The organism is Streptomyces sp. NPDC047971 (assembly GCF_040653355.1).
Lineage (GTDB): Bacteria > Actinomycetota > Actinomycetes > Streptomycetales > Streptomycetaceae > Streptomyces.
In genome coordinates this window covers 115,764-141,232 of sequence record NZ_JBEZNW010000002.1, presented here as the reverse complement: position 1 = coordinate 141,232, position 25,469 = coordinate 115,764, and the positions used below count along the sequence as shown (strand labels likewise).

At 73.6% G+C, this 25,469-nt stretch carries 19 protein-coding genes; 14 read left to right on the top strand and 5 right to left on the bottom strand.

Annotated features, from left to right (window positions below; translation table 11 throughout):
- Positions 1-109 precede the first annotated feature (109 nt).
- Positions 110-799: a TetR/AcrR family transcriptional regulator gene (locus AB0D99_RS03190; RefSeq protein WP_362356298.1), complete on the top strand. Its 690-nt coding sequence runs from the start codon at positions 110-112 to the stop codon at positions 797-799.
- Here AB0D99_RS03190 and AB0D99_RS03185 read toward each other — a convergent pair.
- On the bottom strand, positions 768-1,574 hold the full coding sequence (locus tag AB0D99_RS03185) for a class II aldolase/adducin family protein (RefSeq protein WP_362356296.1): 807 nt from the start codon (positions 1,572-1,574) through the stop codon (positions 768-770). The genes AB0D99_RS03190 and AB0D99_RS03185 overlap by 32 nt on opposite strands.
- A gap of 155 nt (positions 1,575-1,729) precedes the next feature.
- On the opposite strand from AB0D99_RS03185, the gene AB0D99_RS03180 reads away from it, so the two are divergent.
- Together AB0D99_RS03180 and AB0D99_RS03175 are read left to right on the top strand one after the other, a co-directional pair.
- Entirely contained in the window at positions 1,730-2,425 is a 696-nt protein-coding gene (locus AB0D99_RS03180; protein WP_362356294.1) for a ThuA domain-containing protein, read from the top strand.
- Positions 2,426-2,782: 357 nt separating this feature from the next.
- Positions 2,783-4,174: an NADP-dependent succinic semialdehyde dehydrogenase gene (locus tag AB0D99_RS03175; protein ID WP_362356292.1), complete on the top strand. Its 1,392-nt coding sequence runs from the start codon at positions 2,783-2,785 to the stop codon at positions 4,172-4,174.
- 19 nt (positions 4,175-4,193) lie between these two features.
- On the opposite strand, the gene AB0D99_RS03170 is transcribed toward AB0D99_RS03175, so the two are convergent.
- Both AB0D99_RS03170 and AB0D99_RS03165 read right to left on the bottom strand, forming a co-directional pair.
- Entirely contained in the window at positions 4,194-5,207 is a 1,014-nt protein-coding gene (locus AB0D99_RS03170; protein WP_362356289.1) for a PHP domain-containing protein, read from the bottom strand.
- 9 nt (positions 5,208-5,216) lie between these two features.
- On the bottom strand, positions 5,217-7,301 hold the full coding sequence (locus AB0D99_RS03165) for a SpoIIE family protein phosphatase (protein ID WP_362356287.1): 2,085 nt from the start codon (positions 7,299-7,301) through the stop codon (positions 5,217-5,219).
- 90 nt (positions 7,302-7,391) lie between these two features.
- Here AB0D99_RS03165 and AB0D99_RS03160 point away from each other — a divergent pair, with 90 nt between their 5' ends.
- The 8 genes from AB0D99_RS03160 (at position 7,392) to AB0D99_RS03125 (ending at position 18,916) form a co-directional block, all read left to right on the top strand.
- Positions 7,392-10,895, top strand: a complete 3,504-nt coding sequence (locus AB0D99_RS03160; protein ID WP_362356285.1) for a BTAD domain-containing putative transcriptional regulator — start codon at positions 7,392-7,394, stop codon at positions 10,893-10,895.
- A gap of 522 nt (positions 10,896-11,417) precedes the next feature.
- On the top strand, positions 11,418-11,618 hold the full coding sequence (locus AB0D99_RS03155) for a hypothetical protein (RefSeq protein ID WP_147981931.1): 201 nt from the start codon (positions 11,418-11,420) through the stop codon (positions 11,616-11,618).
- Between the two features lie 209 nt (positions 11,619-11,827).
- On the top strand, positions 11,828-13,006 hold the full coding sequence (locus AB0D99_RS03150; protein WP_362356282.1) for an acyl-CoA dehydrogenase family protein: 1,179 nt from the start codon (positions 11,828-11,830) through the stop codon (positions 13,004-13,006).
- A gap of 174 nt (positions 13,007-13,180) precedes the next feature.
- Complete coding sequence (locus tag AB0D99_RS03145) at positions 13,181-14,155, top strand: universal stress protein (protein ID WP_362356280.1); 975 nt, start codon at positions 13,181-13,183, stop codon at positions 14,153-14,155.
- Positions 14,156-14,481: 326 nt separating this feature from the next.
- Positions 14,482-14,940: an Hsp20/alpha crystallin family protein gene (locus tag AB0D99_RS03140; RefSeq protein WP_362356278.1), complete on the top strand. Its 459-nt coding sequence runs from the start codon at positions 14,482-14,484 to the stop codon at positions 14,938-14,940.
- Entirely contained in the window at positions 14,937-15,440 is a 504-nt protein-coding gene (locus AB0D99_RS03135) for a flavodoxin domain-containing protein (protein WP_362356276.1), read from the top strand. Before AB0D99_RS03140 ends, AB0D99_RS03135 begins: the two co-directional genes overlap by 4 nt.
- Positions 15,441-15,752: 312 nt before the next feature.
- On the top strand, positions 15,753-16,526 hold the full coding sequence (locus tag AB0D99_RS03130) for an HAD-IA family hydrolase (RefSeq protein ID WP_362356274.1): 774 nt from the start codon (positions 15,753-15,755) through the stop codon (positions 16,524-16,526).
- Positions 16,523-18,916, top strand: coding sequence for a glycoside hydrolase family 65 protein (locus AB0D99_RS03125; protein WP_362356272.1), 2,394 nt, complete (start codon positions 16,523-16,525; stop codon positions 18,914-18,916). Before AB0D99_RS03130 ends, AB0D99_RS03125 begins: the two co-directional genes overlap by 4 nt.
- A gap of 7 nt (positions 18,917-18,923) precedes the next feature.
- On the opposite strand, the gene AB0D99_RS03120 is transcribed toward AB0D99_RS03125, so the two are convergent.
- A complete protein-coding gene (locus tag AB0D99_RS03120; protein WP_362356655.1) occupies positions 18,924-19,856 on the bottom strand; it encodes a nitroreductase in 933 nt (310 codons plus the stop codon).
- A gap of 390 nt (positions 19,857-20,246) precedes the next feature.
- Here AB0D99_RS03120 and AB0D99_RS03115 point away from each other — a divergent pair, with 390 nt between their 5' ends.
- On the top strand, positions 20,247-21,104 hold the full coding sequence (locus tag AB0D99_RS03115; RefSeq protein ID WP_362356270.1) for a universal stress protein: 858 nt from the start codon (positions 20,247-20,249) through the stop codon (positions 21,102-21,104).
- A gap of 281 nt (positions 21,105-21,385) precedes the next feature.
- Positions 21,386-23,122: a GAF domain-containing protein gene (locus tag AB0D99_RS03110; RefSeq protein ID WP_362356653.1), complete on the top strand. Its 1,737-nt coding sequence runs from the start codon at positions 21,386-21,388 to the stop codon at positions 23,120-23,122.
- A 182-nt stretch (positions 23,123-23,304) separates the two neighbouring features.
- Here AB0D99_RS03110 and AB0D99_RS03105 read toward each other — a convergent pair whose 3' ends face one another.
- The gene (locus tag AB0D99_RS03105) at positions 23,305-23,991 is read right to left on the bottom strand and encodes a response regulator transcription factor (protein WP_362356268.1); all 687 of its coding nucleotides are present in this window, start codon (positions 23,989-23,991) and stop codon (positions 23,305-23,307) included.
- 200 nt (positions 23,992-24,191) lie between these two features.
- Between AB0D99_RS03105 and AB0D99_RS03100 the strand changes: the two genes are divergently transcribed.
- Entirely contained in the window at positions 24,192-25,442 is a 1,251-nt protein-coding gene (locus tag AB0D99_RS03100; protein WP_362356266.1) for an MFS transporter, read from the top strand.
- The last annotated feature ends 27 nt before the right edge of the window (positions 25,443-25,469 follow it).

The window sequence follows — 25,469 nt, the reverse complement described above, 5'->3', positions numbered from 1 at the left end:
GTGAATTTTATCTTCCGGGGCGCATCCGTGCCTGCGAGAGGCGCCGGTATCGTGGTCGCCCGGTCGTGGACGAGCGGTGCCCCGATCGTGGACGAAGGAGGGCCCCACCGTGCCGAAAGGTGTCACCAAGCGTCGGCCCCGGACCCGGGCCGCCCTGCTGAGGGCCGCCCTCGAAGCCTTCGCGGAGCACGGCTTCCACGCCACCTCGATCGAGCAGATCTGCGAGCGGGCCGGCTACACCCGGGGCGCCTACTACTCGAACTTCGCGAGCAAGGAAGAGCTGTTCCTCGCCCTCTTCGACGAGCACAGCGAGCGGACCGTACGCCGACTCGCGGAGTCGATCGACGCGCTGACCGCCGAGGAGTACACCCTGGAGCGGCTGGCCGAGCTGGCCTCCCGGGTGGAGCCGGACGAGCGGGACTGGTACCTCGTCACCACCGAGTTCACCCTGCACGCCATCCGCGACCGGCAGGCGGCGTGGGTGCTCGCCCGGCACGACGCCCGGCTGCGGGCGGAGATCGCCCGAGGGCTGACGTCCGTACTGCGCAGGGCCGGGCGGGAACTCACCGTGGACGCCGACCGGTTCGCCCGGATGCTGATCGCGCTGCGCGAGGGCGGACTCGCCCAGAGCTACGTCGAACCGGACGAACTCCCGCCCGGGAGCCTGGAACGGGAGTTCCTCGCCCCGCTGTTGGCGGCTTCCACGCGGGAGATCGCGCCCGGAGCGGGGCAGGAGGGCGAGCGGGAGGGCCCCACGGAGGCGTCGGTCAGTCGAACAGGTCGGGGTCCGACGCCGTGATCTGATCCCAGAGCGGGCGGGCCTGGAACCAGCCGGCGAGGTGGGTGCCGACCTGCCCGCGGGTGATCAGCGCCGTCTCACGGTCGATGAGCTGCGGCGTGCCCGCCGCCATCGCCAACAGCTGGGCCTGACAGGAGCGTTCCATGGTGATGAACCACCAGACGGCCTCGGCCACGGAGTGCCCGACCGTGAGCAGCCCGTGGTTCTTGAGGATGACGGCCTTGTGGTCGCCGAGCGCCTTCGCGACGCGCTCGCCCTCGTCGAGCTCGTTGACGACGCCCCGGTAGTCGTCGTAGATCCCGTGGTCCTCGAAGAAGGCGCAGGCGTCCTGGGTGATCGGATCCAGGGGGATGCCGAGGCTGGAGAACGCCTTGCCGTGCAGCGAGTGCGAGTGGGCGGCGGCCACCGCGTCGGGGCGGGCGGCGTGGACCTGGGAGTGGATGACGAAGGCGGCGCGGTTCACGGGACGGTCGCCGTGGAGCAGGGTGCCGTCCTGATCCACCAGAATCAGGTCCGAGGCCCTGATCTGGTGGAAGCTCATCCCGAACGGGTTGACCCAGAAGGCATGCGGGTTCTCGGGGTCGCGGACGGTGATGTGCCCGGCGACGCCCTCGGAGAAGCCGAACCTCCCGAAGAGCCGGAAGCCCGCGGCGAGTTGCTCCTTGCGGTACCGGCGCTCCTCCTCGACGGTGTCGAAGGTGGGCGGCAGGGGGATCGTGACGCCCTCGGGCACGGGTCCTACGGCGGCGGCCAGGGCGGGCGGGAGAGTGCTCATGGGTGCTCCTCACGGCGGGTGGGACACGGCGCCCGCCAAAAGATACAGAGATGTATCCGATGCGCCAATGGATCGCGCGGATCGGGTCTTGCGGGGGTGGGCGCAGGGTGACTACGGTCGCGCGGAGAAAGCGCTTACTCCAGGGAGCTGACCACGTGGCGACACCGGACGTCCTGATCTACACCCGTACCGCGGGCTTCCGTCACGACTCCATTCCGGCCGGAGCGGCGGCGCTCGGGGAGCTGGCGGAGGCGATGGGCTTCGCGGCGGAGGCGACCGAGGACCCGGCGGCGTTCACCGCGGAGCGGCTGGGGCGGTGCGCCGCGGTGGTCTTCCTGTCGACGACCGGCACGGTCCTGACGCCGTCGGGACGGGCGGCCTTCGAGTCGTACGTCCGCGGGGGCGGCGGATTCCTCGCGATCCACGCGGCGGCCAACGCGGAGCCGGACTGGCCCTTCTACGGGGACCTCCTCGGCACCCGCTTCGACGGCCACCCGGAGATCCAGCCGGGCGTGGTGTGCGTGGACGCCCACGACCACCCGGGGACGGCGCCGCTGCCGGGGCGGTGGGAGTGGACGGATGAGTGGTACAACTTCACCTCGAACCCGCGGGGGCCAGGGATACGCGTGCTGGCGCGCGCGGACGAGTCGACCTACCGGGGCGGGACGCTGGGCCCCGACCACCCGCTGGTGTGGTGCCGCGACGGCGACGGGGGGCGGGTCCTGTTCACGGCGCTGGGCCATGAGGAGGCGGCCTACCGGGACGAGATGTTCAGGGCCCACCTGGCGGGCGCGCTGCGCTGGGTGACGGGCGGGGGATCTCCGCCACCCCGTCGCTCCCCGGAGCGCTGACGAACCCGGAGCCCGGAGCCCAGGCGCCGGAGCGGGGGAGCGGACCCGGTGGGTGCGCCCGAGCCACCGCACACGGCCCGGGGCCCTCGGACTCCGCCCCGGGCCCTCAGACACAGCCCGGGCGCACTGGGCCGCCGTCTCCCGGGTTCCACCGCCCGGGCGCACTGGGCCGCCGTCTCCCGGGTTCCACCGCCCGGGCGCACCGGGCCGCCGTCTCCCGGGGCTCGGCAGCGCCCCGGCGCCGGAGCCCGCCCGGCCGGCCGCCCCGGATCGCGTCACTCCCGCGCCCCCTCCCCGTTTGCGGGCACGGGTGGGGCGCGGGAGGGTGCTGTGGGACGGACGGGCAGAGGAGATGACATGGGTATCGCCACGGTGAACCCCGCGACCGGTGAGACGCTGCGGACGTACGACGCCCACGGGCCCGACGAGGTGGAGCGGCGGATCGCCGCCGCTCACGAGACGTTCCGGCAGTACCGCACCACGTCCTTCGCCGAACGCGCCCGCCTTCTGCGCCGGGCCGCGGACCTGCTCGACGAGGACGCCGAGGACATCGCCCACACGATGACCACGGAGATGGGCAAGCCGATCATCGCCGCCCGCGCCGAGGCCGCCAAGTGCGCCAAGGCCATGCGCTGGTACGCCGATCACGCCGAGTCCCTGCTCGCCGACGAGCACCCCGCCGACGCCGACGTACACGACTCGGGGGCCGACACCGCCCGCGTCCACTACCGGCCCCTCGGCCCCATCCTCGCCGTGATGCCCTGGAACTTCCCGCTCTGGCAGGTCGTCCGGTTCGCCGCGCCCGCCCTCATGGCCGGCAACACCGGGCTGCTCAAACATGCCTCCAACGTCCCCAGGACCGCCCTCTACCTCGGCGATCTCTTTCGCCGCGCCGGATACCCCGAGGGCTGCTTCCAGACGCTCCTCATCGGCTCCTCGGCCGTCGAGGGCGTACTGCGCGACAGCCGGATCGTCGCCGCCACCCTCACCGGCAGCGAGCCCGCCGGCCGCTCGGTCGCCTCCATCGCGGGCGACGAGGTCAAGAAGACCGTCCTGGAACTCGGCGGCAGCGACCCGTACATCGTCATGCCCTCCGCCGATCTCCCACGGGCCGTCAAGACGGCCGTCACGGCACGCGTCCAGAACAACGGCCAGTCCTGCATCGCGGCCAAGCGGTTCATCGTCCACAACGACGTCTACGACGACTTCGCCGAACGCTTCACCGCCGCCATGAACGCCCTGACGGTCGGTGATCCCCTCGACGAGTCCACCGACATCGGGCCCCTGGCCACCGAGCAGGGCCGCGCGGACCTGGAGGAACTGGTCGACGACGCCGTGGAGAAGGGCGCCACCGTGCTGTGCGGCGGGGGCCGCCCCGAGGACCGGTCCCGCGGTTGGTTCTACAAGCCCACCGTGCTCACCGGCATCACCCCCGAGATGCGCATCCACCTGGAAGAGACCTTCGGCCCGGTGGCCACCGTCTACCCGGTGGCCGACATCGAGGAGGCCGTCGCCGTCGCCAACGACTCGCCCTTCGGGCTCAGTTCGAACGTGTGGACCCGCAACGCCGAGGACATCGCGTTCTTCGTGCGGGACCTGGAGGCGGGCGGCGTCTTCGTCAACGGCATGACCGCCTCGCACCCGGCGCTCCCGTTCGGAGGCGTGAAGCGCTCCGGCTACGGACGCGAACTCTCCGGCCACGGCATCAAGGAGTTCTGCAACGCCACGACCGTCTGGCAGCGCGTCTGACCTCCGAGCGCCGTCACCACTACCGGTCCCGCGTCCAGCGCAGCAGCTCATCCGCGGGCCACGTGTTGATCACCCGCTCCACCGGCACCCCGCACTCCTCCGCCCGCGCGCAGCCGAAGATCTGCCACTCCAGCTGACCCGGCGCATGCGCGTCCGTGTCCACCGCGAACCACACCCCGGCCTCCACCGCCCGCCGCAGCAGCCGGCGCGGCGGATCGAGGCGCTCCGGGCGGCTGTTGATCTCGACCGCCGTCCCGGACTCGACGCAAGCCGCGAAGACCCGGTCCGCGTCGAAGGCCGACTCCGGCCGCAGCCGCCCTCCGCTCACCAGTCGCCCCGTGCAGTGACCGAGGACGTCCATCAGCGGATTGCGTACCGCCTTCACCATCCGCCGGGTCATCGCCGGCGCGTCCATCCGCAGCTTCGAGTGCACCGAGCCGACCACCACGTCCAGCCGTTCGAGCAGCTCCGGCTCCTGGTCCAGCGAACCGTCCTCCAGGATGTCGCACTCGATCCCGGTCAGCAGCCGGAACGGCGCCCACTCCTCGTTCAGCCGCGCCACCACGTCCAGTTGCTCACGCAGCCGGTCCGGAGACAGTCCGCGCGCGACCTTCAGGCTCGGCGAGTGGTCCGTCAGGACGGCCCACTCGTGCCCGATCCGCGCGGCGGTGCGCCCCATGTCCTCGATCGTGCTGCCGCCGTCCGACCACTCGGAGTGCAGATGGCAGTCGCCCCGCAGCGCCGCCCGCAGTGCCTCGCCGCCGCTGACCTCCGGCACGGGGATCTCGGCCTCCAGACGCTCCAGGTACTCCGGCACCCGGCCCTCCAGGGCCTCGCGGACCACCGCAGCGGTCTTCGGCCCGATGCCCTTCACCGACTCCAGCGTGCCGGCCTTCGCCCGCCGCTCCGCTTCGCCCGCCGCCATCGCCGCGACGGCCGCGGACGCGATACGGAACGCCCGGACCCGGTAGGTCGGCGCCTGGGAGCGTTCGAGGAGGAACGCGATCCGGTCCAGCGCCGCCACGGGGTCCATCGGCGCACCTCACCCTCGTACCGGTGACTCGGCAGTCGCCACCCGCGCCGGGCCGATCTCGCACCACACGGCCTTGCCCTCGCCGCGCGGCTCGACACCCCACCGCGAGGCCAGCGCGTCCAGGAGCAGCAGCCCGCGTCCCGAGGTCGCCGCCTCGCCCGGCGTACGCCGTCGGGGCCACGCGCTGGAACGGTCCTGCACCGAGAGCCGCACCCGCCGTACCGGCTCGGGCAGCACCTCCAGCGTGAGCACCGCCCCGCCCTCGGTGTGCAGCAGCACGTTCACCAGCAGCTCGCCGGTCAACAGCTCCGCGTCGTCGGCCAGTTCGGGCATGTTCCAGTCACGCAGCGCCTGGCCCACGGCGGCCCGGGCGTCCGAGAGCCCCTGCGGATCGGCCTGGTGGATGTACTGGTGGATGCGGGGCGCCCGCGGGGTGCCCGGGTCCGGACTGCGCCGCAGTACCAGCAGAGCCACGTCGTCCCCCGCGCCCCACCGCTCCCACAGCTGCTCCGACAGATGGTCCGCGAGCGCCTCCGCCTGCGGCGGACCGCTGCTCATCGCCCCCGACAGCGCCTCCAGACCGGACTGGATGTCGGAGCCCGGCTGCTCGACCAGGCCGTCCGTGTACAGCACCAGCGTCTCGCCCGGCACCAGGTCCAGCCGCGTCTCCGGGAACTCCTCGTCCCCGAACACGGTCGCCAGGCCGAGCGGCAGCCCGCCGCGGAGCTTCGGCTGCCCGACCCGGCCGTCGGTGTGCCGGATCAGCGGCCCCAGATGTCCGGCCCGCACCGCGCGGACCGCGCCGGTGCCCAGGTCCACCTGGGCGTAGGTGCAGGTCGCGAAGCGGTTGGTGTCGAGCTCCGCGAGGAAGCGCGAGGCCCTGGCCAGCACGGTCGAGGGGGCGTGGCCCTCACCCGCGTAGGCCCGGAGCGCGATCCTCAACTGGCCCATGATCGCGGCCGCGTGGGTGTCGTGACCCTGGACGTCACCCACCACCACCCCGACGCGCCCGCGGGGCAGCGGGATCACGTCGTACCAGTCACCGCCGACCTGTCGCCCGCTCCACGCCGCGTGGTAGCGCACCGCGATCTCGCCGCCGGAGATCGCCGGAATCCGGCGGGGGAGCATCGTCTCCTGCAGCCCGGTGGCGAGCTCTCGCTCCTCGTCGAAGAGGAGGGCGCGCTGGAGGGACTGGGCGACGATCGCGGCGAGACCGAGCAGCAGATTGCGCTCGTCGGCGTTGAAGGACGAACGCCGCCGGTAGAAGAGCGCCATGCCGCCCAGCGAGCGGGCCTGGGCGACCAGGGGCAGGTAGCAGGCGGACGTGAACCGCAACCGCTCGATGTACGGAGCCAGCTCGGGGAAGTCCCGGCCGAGCGTGGCGAACGCGGGCACGAACCGCGGCCGCCCGCTCAGCACCGTCTCGGCGAGCGGCAGGCCCCTGTCCAGCCGCCGCGAACGGAAGTCGTTCAGGGCGTCAAGGGACTCCCCGCTCAGCGCGATGACGTTCAGCGAGCCGTTCTCCACCAGACCGAGCGCGAGCCCGTCCGCGCCGAGCCGGGCGAGGCCGCCGGGGCCCGTCATCGCCGCCGTCACGTCGTCGACGGTGACGGCCCGCGACAGCGCGTGCGTGGTCCGCTCCACGATGCTGGTCTGCACCTCGCGGCGCTTCTCCAGCTCCAGGACGATCTCGGAGTGCGCGACCTCGGTGGTGGTGTCCCGGACGATGCCCACGATCCGGTGGGCCATGCCGTCGGCGGTCCGCAGAATTCGTGCCTGGACATGCGTCCACTGGGGTGTACCGTCCTCGTCCTCCGTCCGGAAGTGCGCGGCGTACGAGGTCTCGCCGCTCGTGATCGCACGGCGGATCACCGCGTCGAGCCGGGCCCTCTCCTCCGGGTCGAGGCGTTGGATGAGCGAGGTCGGGCGTCCGTCGAACCCGCCCGATTCCAGCCCGAAGACCAGCAGCCCGGCCTCGTCGACGTCGATGGTGCCCGTGTCGAGGTCCCAGTCGAAGCTGCCGGTCCGATTCATGGCGAGCCGCTCGGTGGGCCCGATCTCGCCACTGTGCGTGCCCCGGTCGTCATCGGTCATCCTCACCATTGTCGAACCCGTACCCCCTCAACGCCATGGCGGCGACACGCGGCGTACTGGAGTTGTGACCCACCGGGGGAGAATGGGCCGGTGATCCTCCGCTACCGCGTCCTCGGTCCGAGCCGTGCCCTCAGGGCCGACGGCGACGAGGCCGTGCTCAGCGGTGCCCGGCTCCGGTCCCTGCTGGCGGCCCTGGCCGCCGGCGCCGGGCGCGAGGCCGGGGTGGCCGGGCTGATCGACCTGATCTGGGAGGACACGCCGCCCGAGGATCCCGCAGGGGCGTTGCAGGCGCTGGTCGGGCGGCTGCGGCGGGCACTCGGCAGGGAGGCCGTCTCCTCCACCGCGGGCGGCTACCGGCTCGCCGCCGGTCCCGAGGACATCGACCTCCACGTGTTCGAACGGCTCGCGGCCGAGGGTTCCGCCGCGCTCGCGGCGGGGGACCCGGCCCGCGCGGCCCGGCTCCTCGACGAGGCGCTGGGGCTCTGGCGCGGACCCGCCCTCGCCGACCTCCCCGGCCGGGACGCCGACGCGCTCGTCGTGCGGGTGGACCGGGGCCACGCGCAGGCCCGCAGGGACCGCCTCGCCGCCGACGTGGCCCTCGGCCGGCCGGCCGGCGCCATCGCCCCGCTGGCGGCGCTGGCCGCGGAGCATTCGCTGGACGAGCCCCTCCAGGCCCTCCGTGTCCGAGCGCTGCGGGCGGCCGGACGGCCGGCCGAGGCGCTGCAGGTGTACGCCGACGTGCGCGCGCTCCTCGCGGACCGCCTCGGAACGGAACCGGGGCCGGAACTGAGAGCACTGCACGCCGAGTTGCTGGCAGGCGACGCCCCGAGCCCGCACGCCCCCGCGCCGGAACGGCCCCGCGTCCCCGCCCGGCTCACCTCCTTCGTCGGACGGGAGGCGGAACGGGACGCTCTCGTCGCCGAGTTGCGGGAACGGCGCCTCGTCACACTGCTCGGCACCGGCGGGGTCGGCAAGACGCGGCTCGCCCTGGAGGCGGCCGAGCAGGCCGCGCCGCGATGGCGGGAAGGCGTACGGGTCGCCGAACTCGCCTCCGTACGCGCCGAATCCGATGTTCCGTCCGCCGTCCTCTCCGCCGTCGGCGCCCGGGAGACGCAACTGTGGAGCGGGACCGCCGTCGTCGAGCCGGGCGCGCCCGACCCGCTCACCCGGCTCGTGGATCACTGCGCGGGACGCCGTCTGCTGCTGGTCCTCGACAACTGCGAGCACGTGGTGGGCGCGGCGGCGGAGCTGGTGGAGCGGCTGCTGGCCCGCTGTCCGGGCGTCACGGTGCTCGCCACCAGCCGCGAACCGCTGGGGGTACCGGGAGAGTTCGTACGCCCGGTGGAGCCGCTGCCGCCGGACGGCGCACTGCGGTTGCTGGCCGAGCGGGGGGCGGCCGCGCGGGCCGGGTTCGACCCGGCGGACGACCCCGCGGCGTGCGCGGAGATCTGCCGCCGCCTCGACGGTCTGCCGCTGGCGATCGAACTGGCGGCAGCGCGCCTGCGCCTGCTCGCCCCGCGCCAGATCGCGGAACGGCTCGACGACCGCTTCCCGTTGCTCACCACCGGGGCCCGGACGGTGCTGCCCCGGCAGCAGACGCTCCGTGCGGTGGTCGACTGGTCCTGGGACCTCCTCGACGCGGGCGAACGGTCCGTGCTGCGCCGGCTGTCGGTCTTCTCGGGCGGCTGCGACCTGCCGGCGGCGGAAGCGGTCTGCGCGACGGCCGGCGCTGAACAGGAAGGGGTGGCCGCTGCCCGGGAGGCATCGGCCGCAGACGTGGACGCGAGGGCCGCTGCCCGGGACGCATCGGGCGCCGACGGGGAGGGGAGGGCCGCTGCCCGGGACGCGACCGGCGCGGGCGGGGACGCGCGGGGCGCTGCCTGGGACGCTGGGGGCGTCCGGGAGGACGCGAAGGGTGCCGGCCGGGGCGCCGGAGCTGTCGTACGGCCGGACGATGTCCTCGGCCTCCTCGGCGCGCTTGTCGACAAGTCGCTCGTCGTCGCCGTGCCCTCCGACGGCGACGGGACGATGCGCTACCGCCTCCTGGAGACCGTCGCCGAGTACGCCGCCGAACGCCTCGACGAGAGCGGCGACCGCGCCGCCGCCGAGCGGCGCCACCTCACCCACTACCGGGAACTCTCCCGCGCCGGGGACGCCGGGCTCAGAGGGCCCGAGCAGGACGCCTGGCTGCGCCGCCTCGAGACCGAGCACGACAACGTGACGGCGGCGCTGCGGACCGCCGTCGACCGCGCGGAGGAACAGGAGGCGCTCTGCCTCGTCCTCTCCATGAACTGGTTCTGGCAGCTGCGTGCCCGGCAGGCCGACGCCCGATCCTGGGCCGGGGAGGCGGCAACTCTCGGCCCCGACCCGTTCGCGTCACCTGTCCGGCGCGCCGTGCCCCTCGACGGGCGCTGCACCGACACACCGCCCCCATGGAGCGAGGGGCGGCTGTGGGAGGCGAGACGCGGATGCCGGATGCTGGTCCTCGCGTCCGAGGGCGGCGACGGCGCGACCGCCATGGAGCGGCCCGAGACCCGCGCCCGACTGGCGGCCATCGTCTCCGCCTACGGTCACGGCATGCCGCAGAACTGCCGCCAGCCCGGCTCGATGTGGTACTTCGCCCGCCTGATGACCGGAGAGTTCCACGGTCTCGACGACACGCTGGCCGCCCTCGTCTCCGCCTGCCGCGCCCACGGCGCGGGCTGGGACCTCGCCTTCACCTTCCTCCTGCGCGCCAAACTCCTCGGCGACCGACTCGACGACGCCGAGCGGGCGCTCGCGCTCTTCGAACGCGAGCAGGACGCGTGGGGCATCGCCGAGTCACTCTGCGCGAGAGGGCAGGCGTACGAGAGGGCGGACCGTCTCCCCGAGGCCGCCGCCGACTTCGAGCGCGCCGCGCGGGCCTCGGCCCGGCTCGGTGCCCGCTCCCAGGTCCCCGTCTTCACGGCCCGACTCGCCGCCGTCCGGCTGCGCCTTCCGGCCGCCGACGCGACGGCACGGAAGGAGGCGGAACGCCTGCTCGCGGAAGCCGCGGAGGAGACCGGCGCACCGACCGGCGAGCCCGTCAGCACGGCCCGGCTCCTGCTGGCCCAGCACTACGCCCACACCGGGCGCACGAACCTGGCGCGCGAACAACTCCACCGCATCGAAGGCGAGTTCCCGGGCAACGCGCCCGACCTCTTCGCGGGCCTGACCGGTGGGCTGCGGGGCTGGCTGGACTGTCTCGACGGTGCCTATGACGAGGCCGCCGCGCACCTGGCCCGGGCCGTGCGGGACGTCGAGGCCCTGGCCTACCTCGTGGCGCCGGACCTCGTCGTCTGCCAGTTCGCGACGGCGGCCTGGGCGAGCGCCGGGCACGGCACGACGGCCCGGGCCGAGGACGGAGCCCGGCTCCTCGGCGCGTACGACGCCCATCGAGGAGAAGCGGGAGGCGCGGGTTTCCGGCCCTTCACCGGCCAGACGGAGGCATTGGTACGGGAACGGGCCGAGCGGGCGCTGCGGGCGGCGCTGCCCCCGGAGACGTACACGAGGAGGTACGCGGAGGGCGGCACCCTCACGGTGCGCGAGGCGGCGGCTCTCGTACGGGCCGCCTGAGGCCGGCCGGCCCGTATCAGCGGCCCAGAGCCGTCGCCGGCCCGAGGAGTCCGCGGCGGTCACTGACCGGCACCGGCCGGATCGCCGCTCCGGCCGACGGGCCACGCGCACGCGCCGTCACGGCTCGTCGACGGGGCCCTGCCGGGCGAGAAACTCCTCGAACGCCGCCTTCTGCTTCGGGTCCATGAATCCCTGCCCCTGCCCCTGCCCCTGCCCCTGCCCCTGCCCCTGCCCCATGCCCCGGCCCTCGGACCCCCGGGCCCTCAGACCCCCGGGCCCTCGGACCCCGCCCCCTCAGCCCCCGGCCCCTCAACCCCAGGCCCCGTGGGCCCCGGCCCCTGAGCCTCCGCCCCCTCAGCCCCCGGCCCCGTGGGCCCCGGCCCCTCAGACCTCGCCGCAGCGCCCGTACCGCCCCGCCGCCGTGTCCCGTCCCGCCCGGGACCGGGTCCCGTCCGGCCCGGATGCGGGACCGGGGGCCGGACACGAGAATGGCCAGTGCCGGAAGAACTAGTAGGAGGCGGCATGAACGCTGAGTCCGACAAGACATCTCCGGGGGAGAGCCCGACGCCCGACCGCCTCTTGCATGCCGGGTCGGAGGGCGAATACACGGCGGAGGACCTGGTCCTCGCCTCAGGTCGTGACGTGAATCCGAAGAGCCTCGCGTGGGCCGAGCGCCGAATGGCGGAGAAGGGACGCGCCTCCCTGGACGAGCTCCTGCCCTGACACCCCGCGGGCCGGTGACTCCGCGGGCTCCCGCATCTCGGACCCGGGATCACCTCGTCCCCGTGACACACCGCCTCGGTCCGGCCCCCGCCGGGCCGGGGCCGTGCGCGCTCGCGGAGGCGTCACGGGGCTTCCCCATTTGTGGAACACGTTCTACCGTGGCCGCCGTCGCGCGCACGGTACGAAGGACGCTGCCACGGGAGGCCCCCATGCACCTCGAGTACACGCCCGCTCAGCACCGCCTGCGCGCGGAACTGCGCGCGTACTTCGCCGAACTCGTCCCCGAGGACGTCCACGCGCGCTACGCCGACCCCGCCGCCCAGAAGCGCTTCTACCGGGAGACCGTGCGCAGGCTCGGCACCGACGGCTGGCTCGGGGTGGGATGGCCCACCGAGTACGGCGGTCGCGGGCTGAGCCCGATGGAACAGTTCATCTTCTTCGACGAGGCCGCCCAGGCCGGCGTCCCGCTGCCTCTGATGGCCCTGAACACCGTCGGTCCCACGATCATGCAGTTCGGCACCGAGGAGCAGAAGGCGTCCTTCCTGCCGAGGATCCTCTCCGGCGAGATCGACTTCGCCATCGGCTACAGCGAGCCCGACGCGGGCACCGACCTCGCCGCCCTGAAGACCCGCGCGGTCAGGGACGGCGAGGAGTACGTCGTGAACGGGCAGAAGATCTGGACGACCAACGGCGACACCGCCGACTGGGTCTGGCTGGCCGTCCGCACCGACCCGGACGCCCCCGCCCACAAGGGCATCACCATGCTCCTCGTACCGACGAGCGACCCCGGCTACTCCTGCACACTGATCAACACCCTCGCCTCGCACGACACGACCGCGAGCTACTACGAGAACGTCCGCGTCCCCGTCTCCCACCGCGTGGGCGAGGAGAACAAGGGCTGGCGACTGATCACCAACCAGCTCAACCACGAGCGCGTCACCCTCGCCGCCCACGGCACGATGGCGATCCGCGCGCTGCACGACGTCCAGCGCTGGGCCCGGGAGACGAAGCTCGCGGACGGCCGCCGCGTGATCGACCTCGGCTGGGTGCGCCGGAGCCTCGCCCGGACGCACACCAGGCTCGACGCGATGAAGCTCCTCAACTGGCAGATGGTGAACGCCGTCCAGCAGGGCACTCTCACCCCCCAGGACGCCTCCGCGGTCAAGGTCTACGGCTCCGAGGCCCGCCGCGACGCCTACGCCTGGCTCATGGAGGTCGTCGGCGCGGCCGGCGCCCTCAAGGAAGGCTCCGCCGGCACGGTCCTCCACGGCGAACTCGAACGCGGCTACCGCTCCGCCGTCATCTTCACCTTCGGCGGCGGGAACAACGAGATCCAACGCGAGATCATCTCCTGGATCGGCCTGGGAATGCCCCGCGTACGCCGCTGACACCGCACGACGCGAACGCCCCGCGCGGCCGCCGCGATCAGGCATGGGAGGGGGCCGACCGGACTCGATCGGGGCCGAAGGGCCCATCCCGAGGCGGCCCGGGCCGACGGCAGAGTGGGAGGTGTCGCCCGGAGGAACGCCTGCCCGGCCGGGACATGCCCCCGAGGAGGAGCCATGGCCAGCGAGACCCTCACCCGGCCGGAGCTCGGGAGCGTCGGGGGAGGAGCCGCGAAGGAGATCGTTCTCGGCGTCGATCCGGGGGAGCAGTCGATCCCGGCTCTCGTCTGGGCCGCGGACGAAGCCCTGCGGCGGGGACTGCCGCTCCGCCTGGTCGTCGCCGTGCCGCCCGTCCCCGACGGGCTGCGGTTCGACGCGCTCGCCCACCAGAGCGCCCTGCGCATGCGGGCCGAGTCGGCGATCGCCAACGCGGAGGACCTGGTACGGGAACTGTGCGGAGGGGTGCGGATCGCGACGGACCTCGCGAACGGCATGCCGACGACCGTGCTGCGCGACCTCGCGGCACACGCCGCGATGGTCGTCGTGGGATCGCGCCGACAGGGCGGGGCGGCCGAGACGTTCACGGAGAGCTCCGTGGCCGGACCGCTCACGGCACGGGCCGACTGTCCCGTCGTCGTGGTCCACGCCCCCGGGCCCACCGCCGCGTACCCACCCACCCTCGTCGTCGGCGTGGACGGCAGCGAGTCCTCCCGGGCCGCCGTCGCCTTCGCCGTCGAGGAGGCGAGCCTGCGTGGGGCACGGCTGCGCGCCGTATGGGTCTGGCCCCGATCCGTCCTCTCCCACGACGACGGCGAAGAGGGGCTCGCGGAGCGGCGCAGGCTGCTCGCCGAGTCGGTGGCGGGCTGGGCGGAGAGGTACCCGGACGTCGTCGTCTCCGAGGAGGTCGTACGAGGGCACCCGGTCGAGCAACTCGCCCTGGCGTCGCAGGAGTCCCCCGCTCTGGTGGTCGGTCGAGAAGGCCGCGGCGGCTACGCGGGAATGCGGATGGGATCGACGGTCCACGGCCTGCTGCACCGCGCCGTGTGCCCGCTGATCACCGTGCCCCTCGCACGGCGCGAGCGGTGGGCCGGTGGCGGGGTGGGGACCGTCCGGTCCCTCACCGGTGCGGAACGACCGGCCCCGGCCGGATGAGCCGATCGGAAGCGGGCGCCGCGGGCGCCGACAGCGGTCGGAAGCGGGCGACCCGGGCGCCGACAGCGGGGTGACACGGGCGACCGCCCGGCCCGGTGACCGGCGCGACCTCCGGGACGCGGGGATGACGTGCCAGGGCCGGTCGGTCCCTCCCCGGGCAGGCCCGTTCGGCCCCCCTCGACGGCCCCGTCGGGCACTGCCCCTGACCGGACCCCGGCGCGACAGTGGGAGACGGAGTCGGACCCGGCTCCGTGAACCGGTCCGCAGGCCACGGCGGTCACCCGCCCAGGGGCACCGTCCTCGGACCCGCACACCAGGAGCACGACATGACCGGAGGCAAGGTCGAACACAGGCGCAGTCGCTTCCCCGACTTCAACGACTGGTTCAACAGGGAGTTCCCCGGGCTGCCCGGGTGGCGTCCCGCCACGGCTGCCCATTCCATCCCGATCGAGACGACCAGCGGGGACGGCGTGTACGTGCTGCGCGCAGAACTGCCGGGAGTGGACCCGACCGACGACATCGGCGTCACCGTCGACGGCAACCTCCTCACCGTGACCGCGGAGCACCGCGAGGGCACGGAGGACAGGGAGCACTCGGAGTTCCGCTACGGCTCCTTCCGCAGGACGGTGCGCCTCCCGGCCACCATTCCCGCGGACGACGTCGACGCCGGATACGCGGACGGCATCCTCACCATCCGCATCCCGATGCCCGACGAGGAGACCGGGACCGCCAGGAGCATCCCCGTCAAGCGGTCCGACTCCACGGGCGAGGGAGGGGCGTCATGAACACCCAACGGGTCCTGGTCGCCTACGGCAGCAAGTCCGGCGCGACCGCAGGGATCGCCGAACAGATCGGCCAGACGCTCCGGGACGACGGATTCGACGCCGTGGTGCTGCCCGCCGACACCGTCACCGACGTCAGCGGCTACGACGCGGTCGTCCTTGGCGGGGCCCTCTACGCGGGGCACTGGAACGGCAAGGCCCGGCGGTGTGCCCGGCGCAACGCCGAACAACTCAGGCACCGACCCCTCTGGCTCTTCAGCAGCGGCCCCGTGGACGACTCGGCGGAGGAGCGCGACATCCCGCCCGTTCCCGGAGTGGCGCGACGGATGAAGAAGCTCGGGGCTCGTGAACACATCACCTTCGGCGGCGCCCTGACCGCCGAGACGTCGGATCCGGTCGCCCGGCACATGGTGAGCCGGGGCAAGGGCGGAGACTTCCGCAATCCGCAGATGATCCGGACGTGGGCCCACCACATCGGAACCGAACTCGGTGCCGCTCACTGATCGACGCCACTGATCGACGCCACTGATCGACGCCGCTGATCGACGCCACTGATCGACGCCACTGGTCGACGCCATTGACCGTCGCGGCGGCCGGGAGGGCCGTCCACCCCGGTGACCACAACGGCCCTGGTGACCACGACGGCCGCGGGCTCCGAGGCGCCCCGGGCGAACCGCTTCCGGTTGCGCCCCCGCGGCTCTGCGAAACCCTGGAAGAGTCCGCAGTCGAGGAGGATCCCCCCCCATGGCCGCCCCCGACCGGGAACGTCCTTCCGGTGACCGTCCCCACGCCCCCGGGACAGCGGGGGCGGCAGGGTGAGCGGGCCCCTCCCGGGCTCCCGGGCGCCGCGCGGGGTCGTCTTCGACACCGACGGCGTCCTGCTCGACTCCGCCACCGTGCACGCGGCGGCGTGGAAGGTCGCGTTCGACGCCTGCCTCGCTCTCGGGGGCCGGGGTCACGGGACGCAGCCGCCCTTCGACGCCGACGCCGAGTACCGCCGGTTCGTCGACGGAAAGTCCCGCTTCGACGGCGCGGACGCCCTGCTGACGGCACGGGGCCTCGCGCTCCCGGCGGGCACACCCGACGATCCGCCCGGCTGCGCCACCGTCTGGGCGGTCGCCGCGCGCAAGGAGCAGGCGTTCCAGGAGGCGCTCAGGACCCGGGGAGTCGCGTGCTTCCCGGACGCCGGCCCGGCACTCGCCGTCCTGCGGGCGGCCGGGGTGCCGTGCGCCGCCGCGTCCGCGTCCCGGCACGCCCGGGCGTTGCTCGAGGCCGCCGGGCTCGACCGGCTGCTCACCGTGGTCGTGGACGGCCGGGACACGGCCCGTCTCGGCATCGCCGGGAAGCCGGACCCCGGGCTGTTCCTCCACGCGGCCGCCCTGCTCGGCACACCTCCCGGGACCACGGCCGTGGTCGAGGACGCACTCTCCGGAGTCGCGGCGGCGCGCCGTGGAGGCTTCGGACTCGTCGTCGGCCTCGACCGCACCTCCGACCGGCGCCACGCCACCCGGCTCCGCGAACAGGGCGCCGACCTGACGGTCCCCGATCTCGCGGCGCTGGTCCGTCGTGTGTGGGGTGAGCCCGGATGACCGAGGGCTGGACCTGGACCGGGAGCGACCGCTACGACCCGGAGCGCGAGCGGCTGGTGGAAGCCCTCTGCACCCTCGGCAACGGCCGGTTCGCCACCCGGGGCTCGGCGCCCGAGTGCACCGCCGGCCCCGCACACTATCCGGGGACGTACCTGGCAGGCTGCTACGACCGGCTCACCTCGGTCGTCGAGGGCGAGCGGATCGAGAACGAGGACCTCGTCAACCTCCCCAACTGGACGCTCCTGCGTTACCGGTGCCTGCCGGACGACGCCCCACCCGGGGCGTGGCTGACGCCCGACTCCGATTCCCTGCGCACCTACGGCGTACAGCTGGACCTGCGCGCGGGTGTGCTCGCCCGGCGTCTGTTCTACCGGGACGACCGTGGGCTCGGTCTGCGCGTCAGCCATCTACGGGTCGTTCACATGGGGGATCCCCGGCTGGCGGTCCAGCGCACCGCGTTCCGCGCCTACGGCTGGAGCGGTGTGGTCGAGGTGGAGTCCGTACTGGACGGCGACGTCACCAACGCCGGAGTCGAGCGATACCGGCATCTCGACGGGCGGCACCTCGTGGACCATCGCACCGGTTTCGAGCAGGACGGGATCGGCTGGCTCACCTGTCGGACCGTCGATCCGGGCATCCGCGTCGCCCTGGCCGTCCGCACGGTCACCCGCCCCGTCTGCCCGGCGAGGAAGGACGCCACGAGGACCGGCACCGTGCAGACCTACCGCCTGCCCGTGGGGCCCCGGCGCTCCGCGACGGTCGTCAAGACGATGGCGCTGCGCACCTCGCTCGACCGGCCCGCCACCGACCCGTTCGCCGAGGCCGTGGACGCCGCCGCGCGAGCCCCCGCCTTCTCCCGGCTGCTCTCCACGCACCGCGCGTGCTGGCATCGGCTGTGGGAGCAGGGCGAGTTGCGCGTTCCCGGGGAGGCGGGGCGCATCCTCCGGCTGCACCTGTTCCACGTGTTCCAGACGCTCTCCCCGAACACGGCGGACCTCGACGTCGGCGTCCCCGCCCGCGGGCTGCACGGCGAGGCCTATCGGGGGCACGTCTTCTGGGACGAACTCTTCGTGCTGCCCTATCTCACCGTCCACTTCCCCGAGGTGGCCCGCGCTCTGCTGATGTACCGCCACCGTCGGCTGCCGGCCGCACGCGCGGCCGCCCGGCGAGCCGGCGGCCGGGGCGCCGTCTATCCCTGGCAGAGCGCGAGTTCGGGACGCGAGGAGACCCAGACACTGCACCTCAATCCGCGATCGGGCCGCTGGCTCCCCGACCACTCGCACCTCCAGCGCCATGTCGGTTCGGCCGTGGCGCTCAACGCCTGGCGGTACGCGCAGGCGACAGGAGACCGGGGGTTCCTCCACTCGGCGGGGGCCGAGATCCTGCTGGAGGTCGCCCGCCACTGGGCCGGCGCGGCCACGTACGACGCCGCGCACGACCGGTACCGGCTCCGCGGCGTCATGGGCCCCGACGAGTACCACGACGCCTATCCCGACGCCACGAATCCCGGCATCGACGACAACGCGTACACCAACGCGACAGCGGCCTGGGTCCTCGCCCGAGGGCTCGACCTGCTGGGCGAACTGCCCGACGCCCGGCGCGCGGAACTGACGGAGAGGCTGGCGGTCGACGACGAGGAACGCGCACGGTGGGAAGAGGTCTCCCACCGCCTGTACGTTCCGTTCCACCGGGGCGTGGTCAGCCAGTTCGAGGGCTACGGCGACCTGGCGGAGCTGGACTGGGACGCGTACCGGAACCGGTACGGCGACATCCGCAGGCTCGACCGGATCCTGGAGGCCGAGGGCGACACGGTCAACCGCTACCAGGCGTCGAAGCAGGCCGACACCCTGATGCTCGGCTACCTGTTCCGCCCTGCCGAGCTGCACGGCCTCTTCGCCCGGCTCGGATACGCGCTGGACGAGGAGACCTGGCGCGCGACCGTCGCGTACTACCTGCGGCGCACCAGCCACGGCTCGACGCTCAGCAGCCTGGTCCATGGCTGGGTGCTGACCCGCCAGAAGGGTGCCGACGCCTGGCGGTACTGCGAGGAGGCGCTGCTCGCCGATGTCGCCGACGTGCAGGGCGGGACGACCGGTGAGGGGATCCACCTCGGCGCGATGGCGGGAACGGTCGATCTCGTCGAGCGCGGGATCACCGGCCTGGAAGCGGGGCCGGAGGGGCTGCGCATCGCGCCGGTGGCGCTGCGCGAGGTCCCCCGCTTCGCCTTCTCCCTCTGCGTCCTCGGGCATCGGGGGGTGCGGCTGCGGATGCTTCCCGGACGGCTCGCCATCAGGGTTCCGGAGTCGTCCCTGGGGCCGCTCGCCGTCGTGCTCCCCGAGGGGCGGAGGATCGCCCTCTCCCCGGGGGAGGAGCGCTGGTTCCGGATGTGACGGACGATCAGACGAAGGTGAGGACGTCGGCGGCGGGGCGGCGGGGCGTGGCCCGGCCCGGGGGACCGTAGCCCAGCCGGAACACCATGTGGACGAAGCCCAGGGCGGAGCCCGGATCCCGTGCGACGGAACGGAGTTCGGGCCACTCCAGCGGCTGGGACACGAGGGAGGTCGCGAGTCCGTCCAGGGTGGCCCGCAGCAGCACCCGATGCATCGCCTGGCCCGCCCTCAGCCAGTCCTCCCGAGAGTCCTCGACCGTGCCGAGCAGCGCGATCCGGGGCCTCTTCTCGAACACCGCGGAGGCGCGGCCGGGGACGCGGCGGCGGGAGTCGAAGTCCCGGACGGGAGAGGTCACGTCGAACTGCCGGGGACCGAACGCGTACGACGGGATTCCCTCGGTGTCGGGCCCTTCCCCGGCCGCGCCCGTGCGCGTCCAGGCGGCGATCTCCGCCCGGACGGCCGCGTCCGCGGCCTCGAGCATCTGTGACTCGTGGACGAGCCCGAGCACGGTGTCGGTGTGCCAGGCCCCCGGTACGACCAGTTCGCAGCCCTCCAGAAGGGCTGCGGAGCGGAGCCCGTCGACGACCTCGGAGGGGATCTCCTCCTCGGTGAACGGGGCGCGGCTGGTGTGCCGGCGCGGCAGGGCGGGGTGGAGTGCGGCCAGTTCGCCGTCGGCACTCCCGGGGCCGCCGAGCCGGATGTCGGCGAGATGCCAGGGGTTCGCCGGGTCGGGCAGCAGCCGCGTGGCCGCGGCCCGGGCACGGTGGGCGGCCGCGACGCGGAGGCCGAAGAGGGCGGCGCCGCAGCCGAGGTGGAGGGCGCGATGGTCGCGGTCCTCGCGCGGCATGGCGCGTTCGGGATCGCCGTGCAGCTCGATCGTGTCGGTGCCCGTGCGGTGGACGAACTTCCAGGGCTGGGCGTTGTGCATCGAGGGCGCCATGACGGCGTCCTCGACCAGCGAGGTCACGAGCGGTCGGGTCGGAGCGGTGGTGGACACGGTGCGTCCTGTCTGTGAGGGAGTCACCGGGAGAGGTCGTGAGCGGTCGGTGCGGGGGCTGAGAGCACCATCGGCCGCGTGGCGTCCGCCGCCGCTTCCCCGGCATGCGCCGTGACGGCGGGCGCTGTGGGCCCCGCGCCTTCACCGTCCCTCGCACGCCCTGGACCCGCGAGGGCCGAACGGTCCACCGTCGGGACCGACCGGCCCGCCCCTGCCCAGCCCCGCCGACCCGGGCGGGACCTTCGGCCCCGTCCTTGCCCCCGACGGCCCTCCCGCCGCCCGTCGTCGGATGCCACGGTGAGATCAGTCCCCACGGACCGGTGAGGAGGAGTGATGGACGGAACGCGAGACCGTCCCCGCCTCGGCAGGGTCGTCGTCGGCGTCGACGGATCCCCGTCCTCCCAGGACGCGGTGGCGTGGGGAGAGGCGGAGGCGGTACTGCGCGGCACCAGCCTGTGCCTCGTCCACGCGACGAACACGGAGGGGCGCTCCTCGTACCTCTCCTCCGAGGAGGCCGGTCGGGTCCGGAGCGCGGGCCGCGCGCTCCTCGACCGGACCGCGGCGACCGTCGCCGCGCGCCACCCGTCGCTCTCCGTCATCGACGCGCTGACCGGCGGCGCGCCCGGTCCCGGCCTGCGGCAGGCCGCCGCCATCACCGGAACGATCGTCGTGGGACATCGCGGCCTCGGTGGGTTCTCCTCGCTCCTGCTCGGCTCGGTCGGTCTCGAAGCCGTGGCGAACGCGACCACCCCGGTGGTCGTCGTGCGGGGCGACGGGGAGACCGGCGCGGCCGGGAGGGTTCTCGTGGCGGTCCGGGACCGGAACGACCTGGGCAGCGCCCTGCAGGCGGCGGACGAAGCCCTGCTGCGCGAGGTTCCCCTCCGGATTCTGCACATCGGGAACGGGCGGTCGGCCGGAGGCGCGGGCACGGCACCGGACACGGTCGCCGGCCGTGTCCGGCAGGAGTTCCCGGATCTGACGGTGGACGTCGACGTGGAGAGGAGCGGCAGTGTGCCCGGCGCCCTCGTCGACGCGTCGAGCCACGCCGACCTCCTGGTCGTCGGCGGCCGACGGGCCCCCGGGTACCTCGGACCGACGCTCGGCCGGACCACGCTCGGCCTGGTGCAGCACGCCCACTGCCCGGTGGAGCTCGTACCCCGGCACGGAGCCGGACACGGCAGCACGTCATGACCGGCAACGCGTGATGACCCGCAACGCGTGATGACCGGTAGCGCGTCATGACCGGTGGCACGTCATGACCGGTGGCACCAGGGAACGCCGCGACACCGTCGCGGGACCCTCCCGGTGAGGAACCCGCCCCAGGCCCGCCCCAGGCCCGCGCCACGACGGCCCGCGTCCTGTCAGGTCTCCCTCCACCGGGGGAATCGACAGGAACGGGTGGTGGGTCCGGACTACGCTGGAAAGGCACGCCATGAGCGCCGCCAATGCGCCCGATGCTGCTGGAGGTGTCGATGGGGCGTGAGGGTCCGGGGCCCACGGAGAGCAGGATTCCGAGGCTGAGACTCGACGAGCTGCTCGACGAGCTCCAGGTACGCGTCGACGAGATGCGCGGCACGAGGGACCGGCTCGACGGGCTTCTCCAGGCCGTCATCTCCGTGGGCCGGGAACTCGAACTCCCGCAGGTCCTGCGGGACATCGTGGAGGCCGCGGTGACCCTCGTGGACGCCGAGTACGGGGCGCTGGGCGTCATCGGCGACGACCGGAGGCTCTCCGAGTTCCTCCCCATCGGCGTCGACGACGAGCTGCGCGAGCGGATCGGCGACCTGCCCTCCGGACACGGCCTGCTCGGGGAACTGATCCGCAACCCGAAGCCGCTGCGGCTCTCCGAGCTGTCCGAACACCCCGCCTCGTACGGATTCCCGCCCCACCATCCGCCGATGCACTCGTTCCTCGGCGTGCCCATCCGGGTCCGCGACGCGGTCTTCGGCAACCTCTACCTCACGGAGAAGCGGGGAGGGGCCGAGTTCGACGCCGAGGACGAGGCCGTGGTCACGACCCTGGCGGTCGCCGCGGGCATCGCGATCGAGAACGCCCGCCTCTACGAGGAGGGCCGGCTCAGGCAGCTGTGGCTGGCCGCCAGTTCGGACCTCACCAGCGCCCTGCTGTCCGGCGCGGAGGAGTCCCAGGTGCTCGACGCCATGCTGGAGCGGGCCGTCGACATCGTCGGCGCCGACGTGGGGGTCTTCTACCTCGTGGGCCAGGGAGGCGAGCTGCGGGGCTCGTTGGCGCGCGGTGAGGGGGCCGACGGGCACCGCGGTGTCGTCCTGCCGAGCAGCGAGGGAACCCTTGCCGCCGCCGCCCTCGCGCAGCGGGACGGCCTGGTCACGGTGGTCGACGTCGAGAACGACGCACGGGTGACGGTGCGGCCGGAGCGCTGGAAGGGCTTCGGGCCGGCGGTGGCCGTCACGGTCGGCACGAAGGAGCGCCTGAGCGGTGTGATGATGCTGGCCCGGCGTTGCGGCCGGCCCCCCTTCGCGGGCGCCGAGGTCACGGCGCTCCCCGGATTCGCGGGACAGGCGGCGCTGGCACTCGAACTGGCGGACCGGCGGCGTGACGCGGAGCAGGTGAGCCTTCTGGAGGACCGCGACCGGATCGCCCGGGACCTGCACGATCTGGCGATCCAGCGTCTGTTCGCCACCGGGATGACACTGCAGAGCGCCCGGCGCTTCGTCGAGCACCCGGAAGCCGCCGACCGGCTCACGCGCGCGATCGACGACCTGGACGCCACCATCAAGATCATCCGCTCGACCATCTTCGGCCTCCGGGAGCACGACACCCCAGGAACCGACCCGAAGCTGAGAAACCGCGTGGTCAAGGCCGTGGACTCGGCCGCGTCGACGCTCGGATTCGCTCCCGCGCTGCGCATGGAGGGGCTGCTCGACACGGACGTGCCGCCCGACGCGGCCGAGGAAGTGCTCGCCGTCCTCGGGGAGGGGCTGACCAACGTGGCGCGGCACGCCCGGGCGGGGAGGGCGGAGGTGTCCGTCGTCGCCGCCGACGGCGTCCTGGCGGTCACGGTGAGTGACGACGGCGTGGGCATGCCACGGGATGGCGGCCGCAGCGGACTGCGGAACCTGTCCGAACGGGCCGAGCGGCTCGGAGGCACCCTGTCGGTGTCCGCGCGGGCGGAGCCGGGCAGCGGCACCGTGCTGGAGTGGCGGATCCCGCTGCCGGCCGAGGGGGAGTGAACGGCCCGAGTCGCGGCGGTCGGGCGCGCCCAAGGCGGTGTGCCGGGCGCCGCGAGCCCCGCCTGATCGTCGACCCACGCCCTAGCCCTGATCGTCGAACCATGCCCCAGCCCTGATCGTCGAACCATGCCCCAGCCCTGATCGTCGACCCATGCCCCAGCCCTGATCGTCGAACCCACGCCCTAGCCGTGCTCGGCGTCGTGTTCGTGGGCCTGCGCGGCGATGACGGCGGCCTGGACGCGGCGCTCCACGCCGAGCTTGCCGAGCAGCCGCGAGATGTGGTTCTTGACCGTCTTCTCCGACAGGTAGAGCCGCTCGGCGATCTGGCGGTTGGTGAGACCCTCGCCGATGAGATCGAGCACGGCCCGCTCCCTCTCCGACAGCACCGCGAGCCGCTCGTCCTCCGGTGGCCGCGCCTCCTCGGGATGGCGCAGCGAGCGCATCAGCCGGGCGGTGGTGGCCGGGTCGAGCATCGACTGGCCCGTGGCCACGGTCCGTACGGCCGACACCAGGTCGGAGCCCTTGATCTGCTTGAGGACGTACCCCGCGGCTCCTGCCATGATCGCGTCGAGGAGTGCCTCCTCGTCGTCGAACGAGGTCAGCATCAGGCACGCCAGCTCCGGCATCCGCGAGCGCAGTTCGCGGCAGACGGCGATCCCGTCGCCGTCGGGCAGCCGGACGTCGAGAACCGCGACGTCCGGCCGCAGAGCCGGCCCCCGGGCCACGGCCTGGTCGGCGGTGGCCGCCTCACCGACCACCTCCATGTCGGGCTCGTCGTCGAGCAGGTCGCGAAGACCCCTGCGGACGACCTCATGGTCGTCCACGAGGAAGACGCGCGTGCGTGCGGTGGGTACCGGCGGATCGGACATGGCGGTCCCTGCGGTCGGTCGGGTGCGGACAGACCCGCCCCTACGAGGATTGTCCGTCATGAGGCGCCTCGTCGGCAGGGGCGACGGCTCCTCGGGAGTCCGCGCTCCGGCGGACCCGTGCGGCGTTTTCGCACGCCGTGCCCGTACGGCGTGTTCGTACGGCCCCGATGGGTGGCGGGCCCGCTGCTAGCCTGCCGATCATGATCAAGGGCAGCCCGGCGGGCCGAATAGCCCGCATGGCGGGAGGCAGCGGGCCGGAGCGCGTGCTGATCGCCGCCAGTTTCGTCAACCGGGTCGGCAACGGCCTGTTCAACGCGGCGTCGGCGCTCTACTTCACGGTGATCGTGGACCTGCCGGCGGCACAGGTCGGGGCCGCTCTCACCATCGCCGGACTGATCGGCCTGCTCGCGGGCGTACCCGGGGGCCATCTCGCCGACCGGCGCGGCGCGCGCACGATCATGATGCTCGCCCTCGTGGTCCAGGCGGTGTCGATGTCCGCTCTCGTCCTCGTCGAGAGCTGGGCCGCCCTCACGCTCATCGCGACGGTCGACCAGATCGCCGCGGCGGTCGGCGGGGCGGCCTGGGGCGTTCTGGTGGCCCGGGTGGGCACCGAACGCCCGGCACTGTTCCGGGCGAAGCTGCGCACCTTCGTCAACCTGGGCGTCATCCTCGGGACGGTGGGCTCCGGGCTGGCGGTGGCGGTGGACACCCGCGGTGCCTATGTCGCGCTGATCCTCGGGAACGCGGCGAGCTTCGCCCTGTGCGCCGCGCTCCTGCTCCTGCTGCCCCACTACCCGGTGCAGGCGGCACCGCCGCGCAGTCGTCGCTGGATCGCGTTGGCGGACCGTCCGTTCCTGACGTTCACGGCCCTGTACGGGGCCATGGGGCTGCAGTACTCGGTGGTGTCCCTGCTCCTGCCGATCTGGATCTCCGAACACACCGAGGCACCACGCTGGACGGTGGCCGCCGTCTTCGCCGTCAACGCGGCCTTCTGCGTTCTGCTGCAGACCAGGATCGGCTCCCGGATCGAGACCCCGCGCGACGGCGGCAGGGCCTTCCGTACCGCGGGACTGCTCTTCCTCGTCAGCTGCCCCATGATGGCGCTCGCCGCGCACGCCCCCGTCTGGGCGGCGGCCGGACTGCTCGTCGCCGCGATCTTCGCGCACAGTCTGGGCGAGATCTGGGAGTCCTCGGCGGGCTTCGCCCTGGGCTTCGGTCTCGCCCCCGACCACGCCCAGGGCCAGTACCAGGGCCTCCTCGGCCTCGGCTTCAGCACGGGCCAGGCCCTGGCGCCCGCGATCCTCACCACGACGGTGCTCGGCCTCGGTACGGCGGGCTGGCTGCTGCTGGCGCTGTTCTTCGCGGGGCTGGGCGCCGCGGGCCCGTCCCTTGCCCGCTGGGGCATGCGGACCCGGCCCCAGCCGCTCGCCGCCGCGGAGGCGACCGGGTGACCGGGGAGCGGGCGTCGCCGCGGAGGT

Bases quoted from the DNA above. Each gene is read 5' to 3' on its own strand.
- AB0D99_RS03185 (WP_362356296.1), bottom strand. From the start codon at position 1,574: ATGAGCACTCTCCCGCCCGCCCTGGCCGCCGCCGTAGGACCCGTGCCC.
- AB0D99_RS03175 (WP_362356292.1), top strand. From the start codon at position 2,783: ATGGGTATCGCCACGGTGAACCCCGCGACCGGTGAGACGCTGCGGACG.
- AB0D99_RS03170 (WP_362356289.1), bottom strand. From the start codon at position 5,207: ATGGACCCCGTGGCGGCGCTGGACCGGATCGCGTTCCTCCTCGAACGC.
- AB0D99_RS03165 (WP_362356287.1), bottom strand. From the start codon at position 7,301: ATGACCGATGACGACCGGGGCACGCACAGTGGCGAGATCGGGCCCACC.
- AB0D99_RS03155 (WP_147981931.1), top strand. From the start codon at position 11,418: ATGAACGCTGAGTCCGACAAGACATCTCCGGGGGAGAGCCCGACGCCC.
- AB0D99_RS03150 (WP_362356282.1), top strand. From the start codon at position 11,828: ATGCACCTCGAGTACACGCCCGCTCAGCACCGCCTGCGCGCGGAACTG.
- AB0D99_RS03145 (WP_362356280.1), top strand. From the start codon at position 13,181: ATGGCCAGCGAGACCCTCACCCGGCCGGAGCTCGGGAGCGTCGGGGGA.
- AB0D99_RS03140 (WP_362356278.1), top strand. From the start codon at position 14,482: ATGACCGGAGGCAAGGTCGAACACAGGCGCAGTCGCTTCCCCGACTTC.
- AB0D99_RS03135 (WP_362356276.1), top strand. From the start codon at position 14,937: ATGAACACCCAACGGGTCCTGGTCGCCTACGGCAGCAAGTCCGGCGCG.
- AB0D99_RS03125 (WP_362356272.1), top strand. From the start codon at position 16,523: ATGACCGAGGGCTGGACCTGGACCGGGAGCGACCGCTACGACCCGGAG.
- AB0D99_RS03120 (WP_362356655.1), bottom strand. From the start codon at position 19,856: ATGGCGCCCTCGATGCACAACGCCCAGCCCTGGAAGTTCGTCCACCGC.
- AB0D99_RS03115 (WP_362356270.1), top strand. From the start codon at position 20,247: ATGGACGGAACGCGAGACCGTCCCCGCCTCGGCAGGGTCGTCGTCGGC.
- AB0D99_RS03110 (WP_362356653.1), top strand. From the start codon at position 21,386: ATGGGGCGTGAGGGTCCGGGGCCCACGGAGAGCAGGATTCCGAGGCTG.
- AB0D99_RS03105 (WP_362356268.1), bottom strand. From the start codon at position 23,991: ATGTCCGATCCGCCGGTACCCACCGCACGCACGCGCGTCTTCCTCGTG.
- AB0D99_RS03100 (WP_362356266.1), top strand. From the start codon at position 24,192: ATGATCAAGGGCAGCCCGGCGGGCCGAATAGCCCGCATGGCGGGAGGC.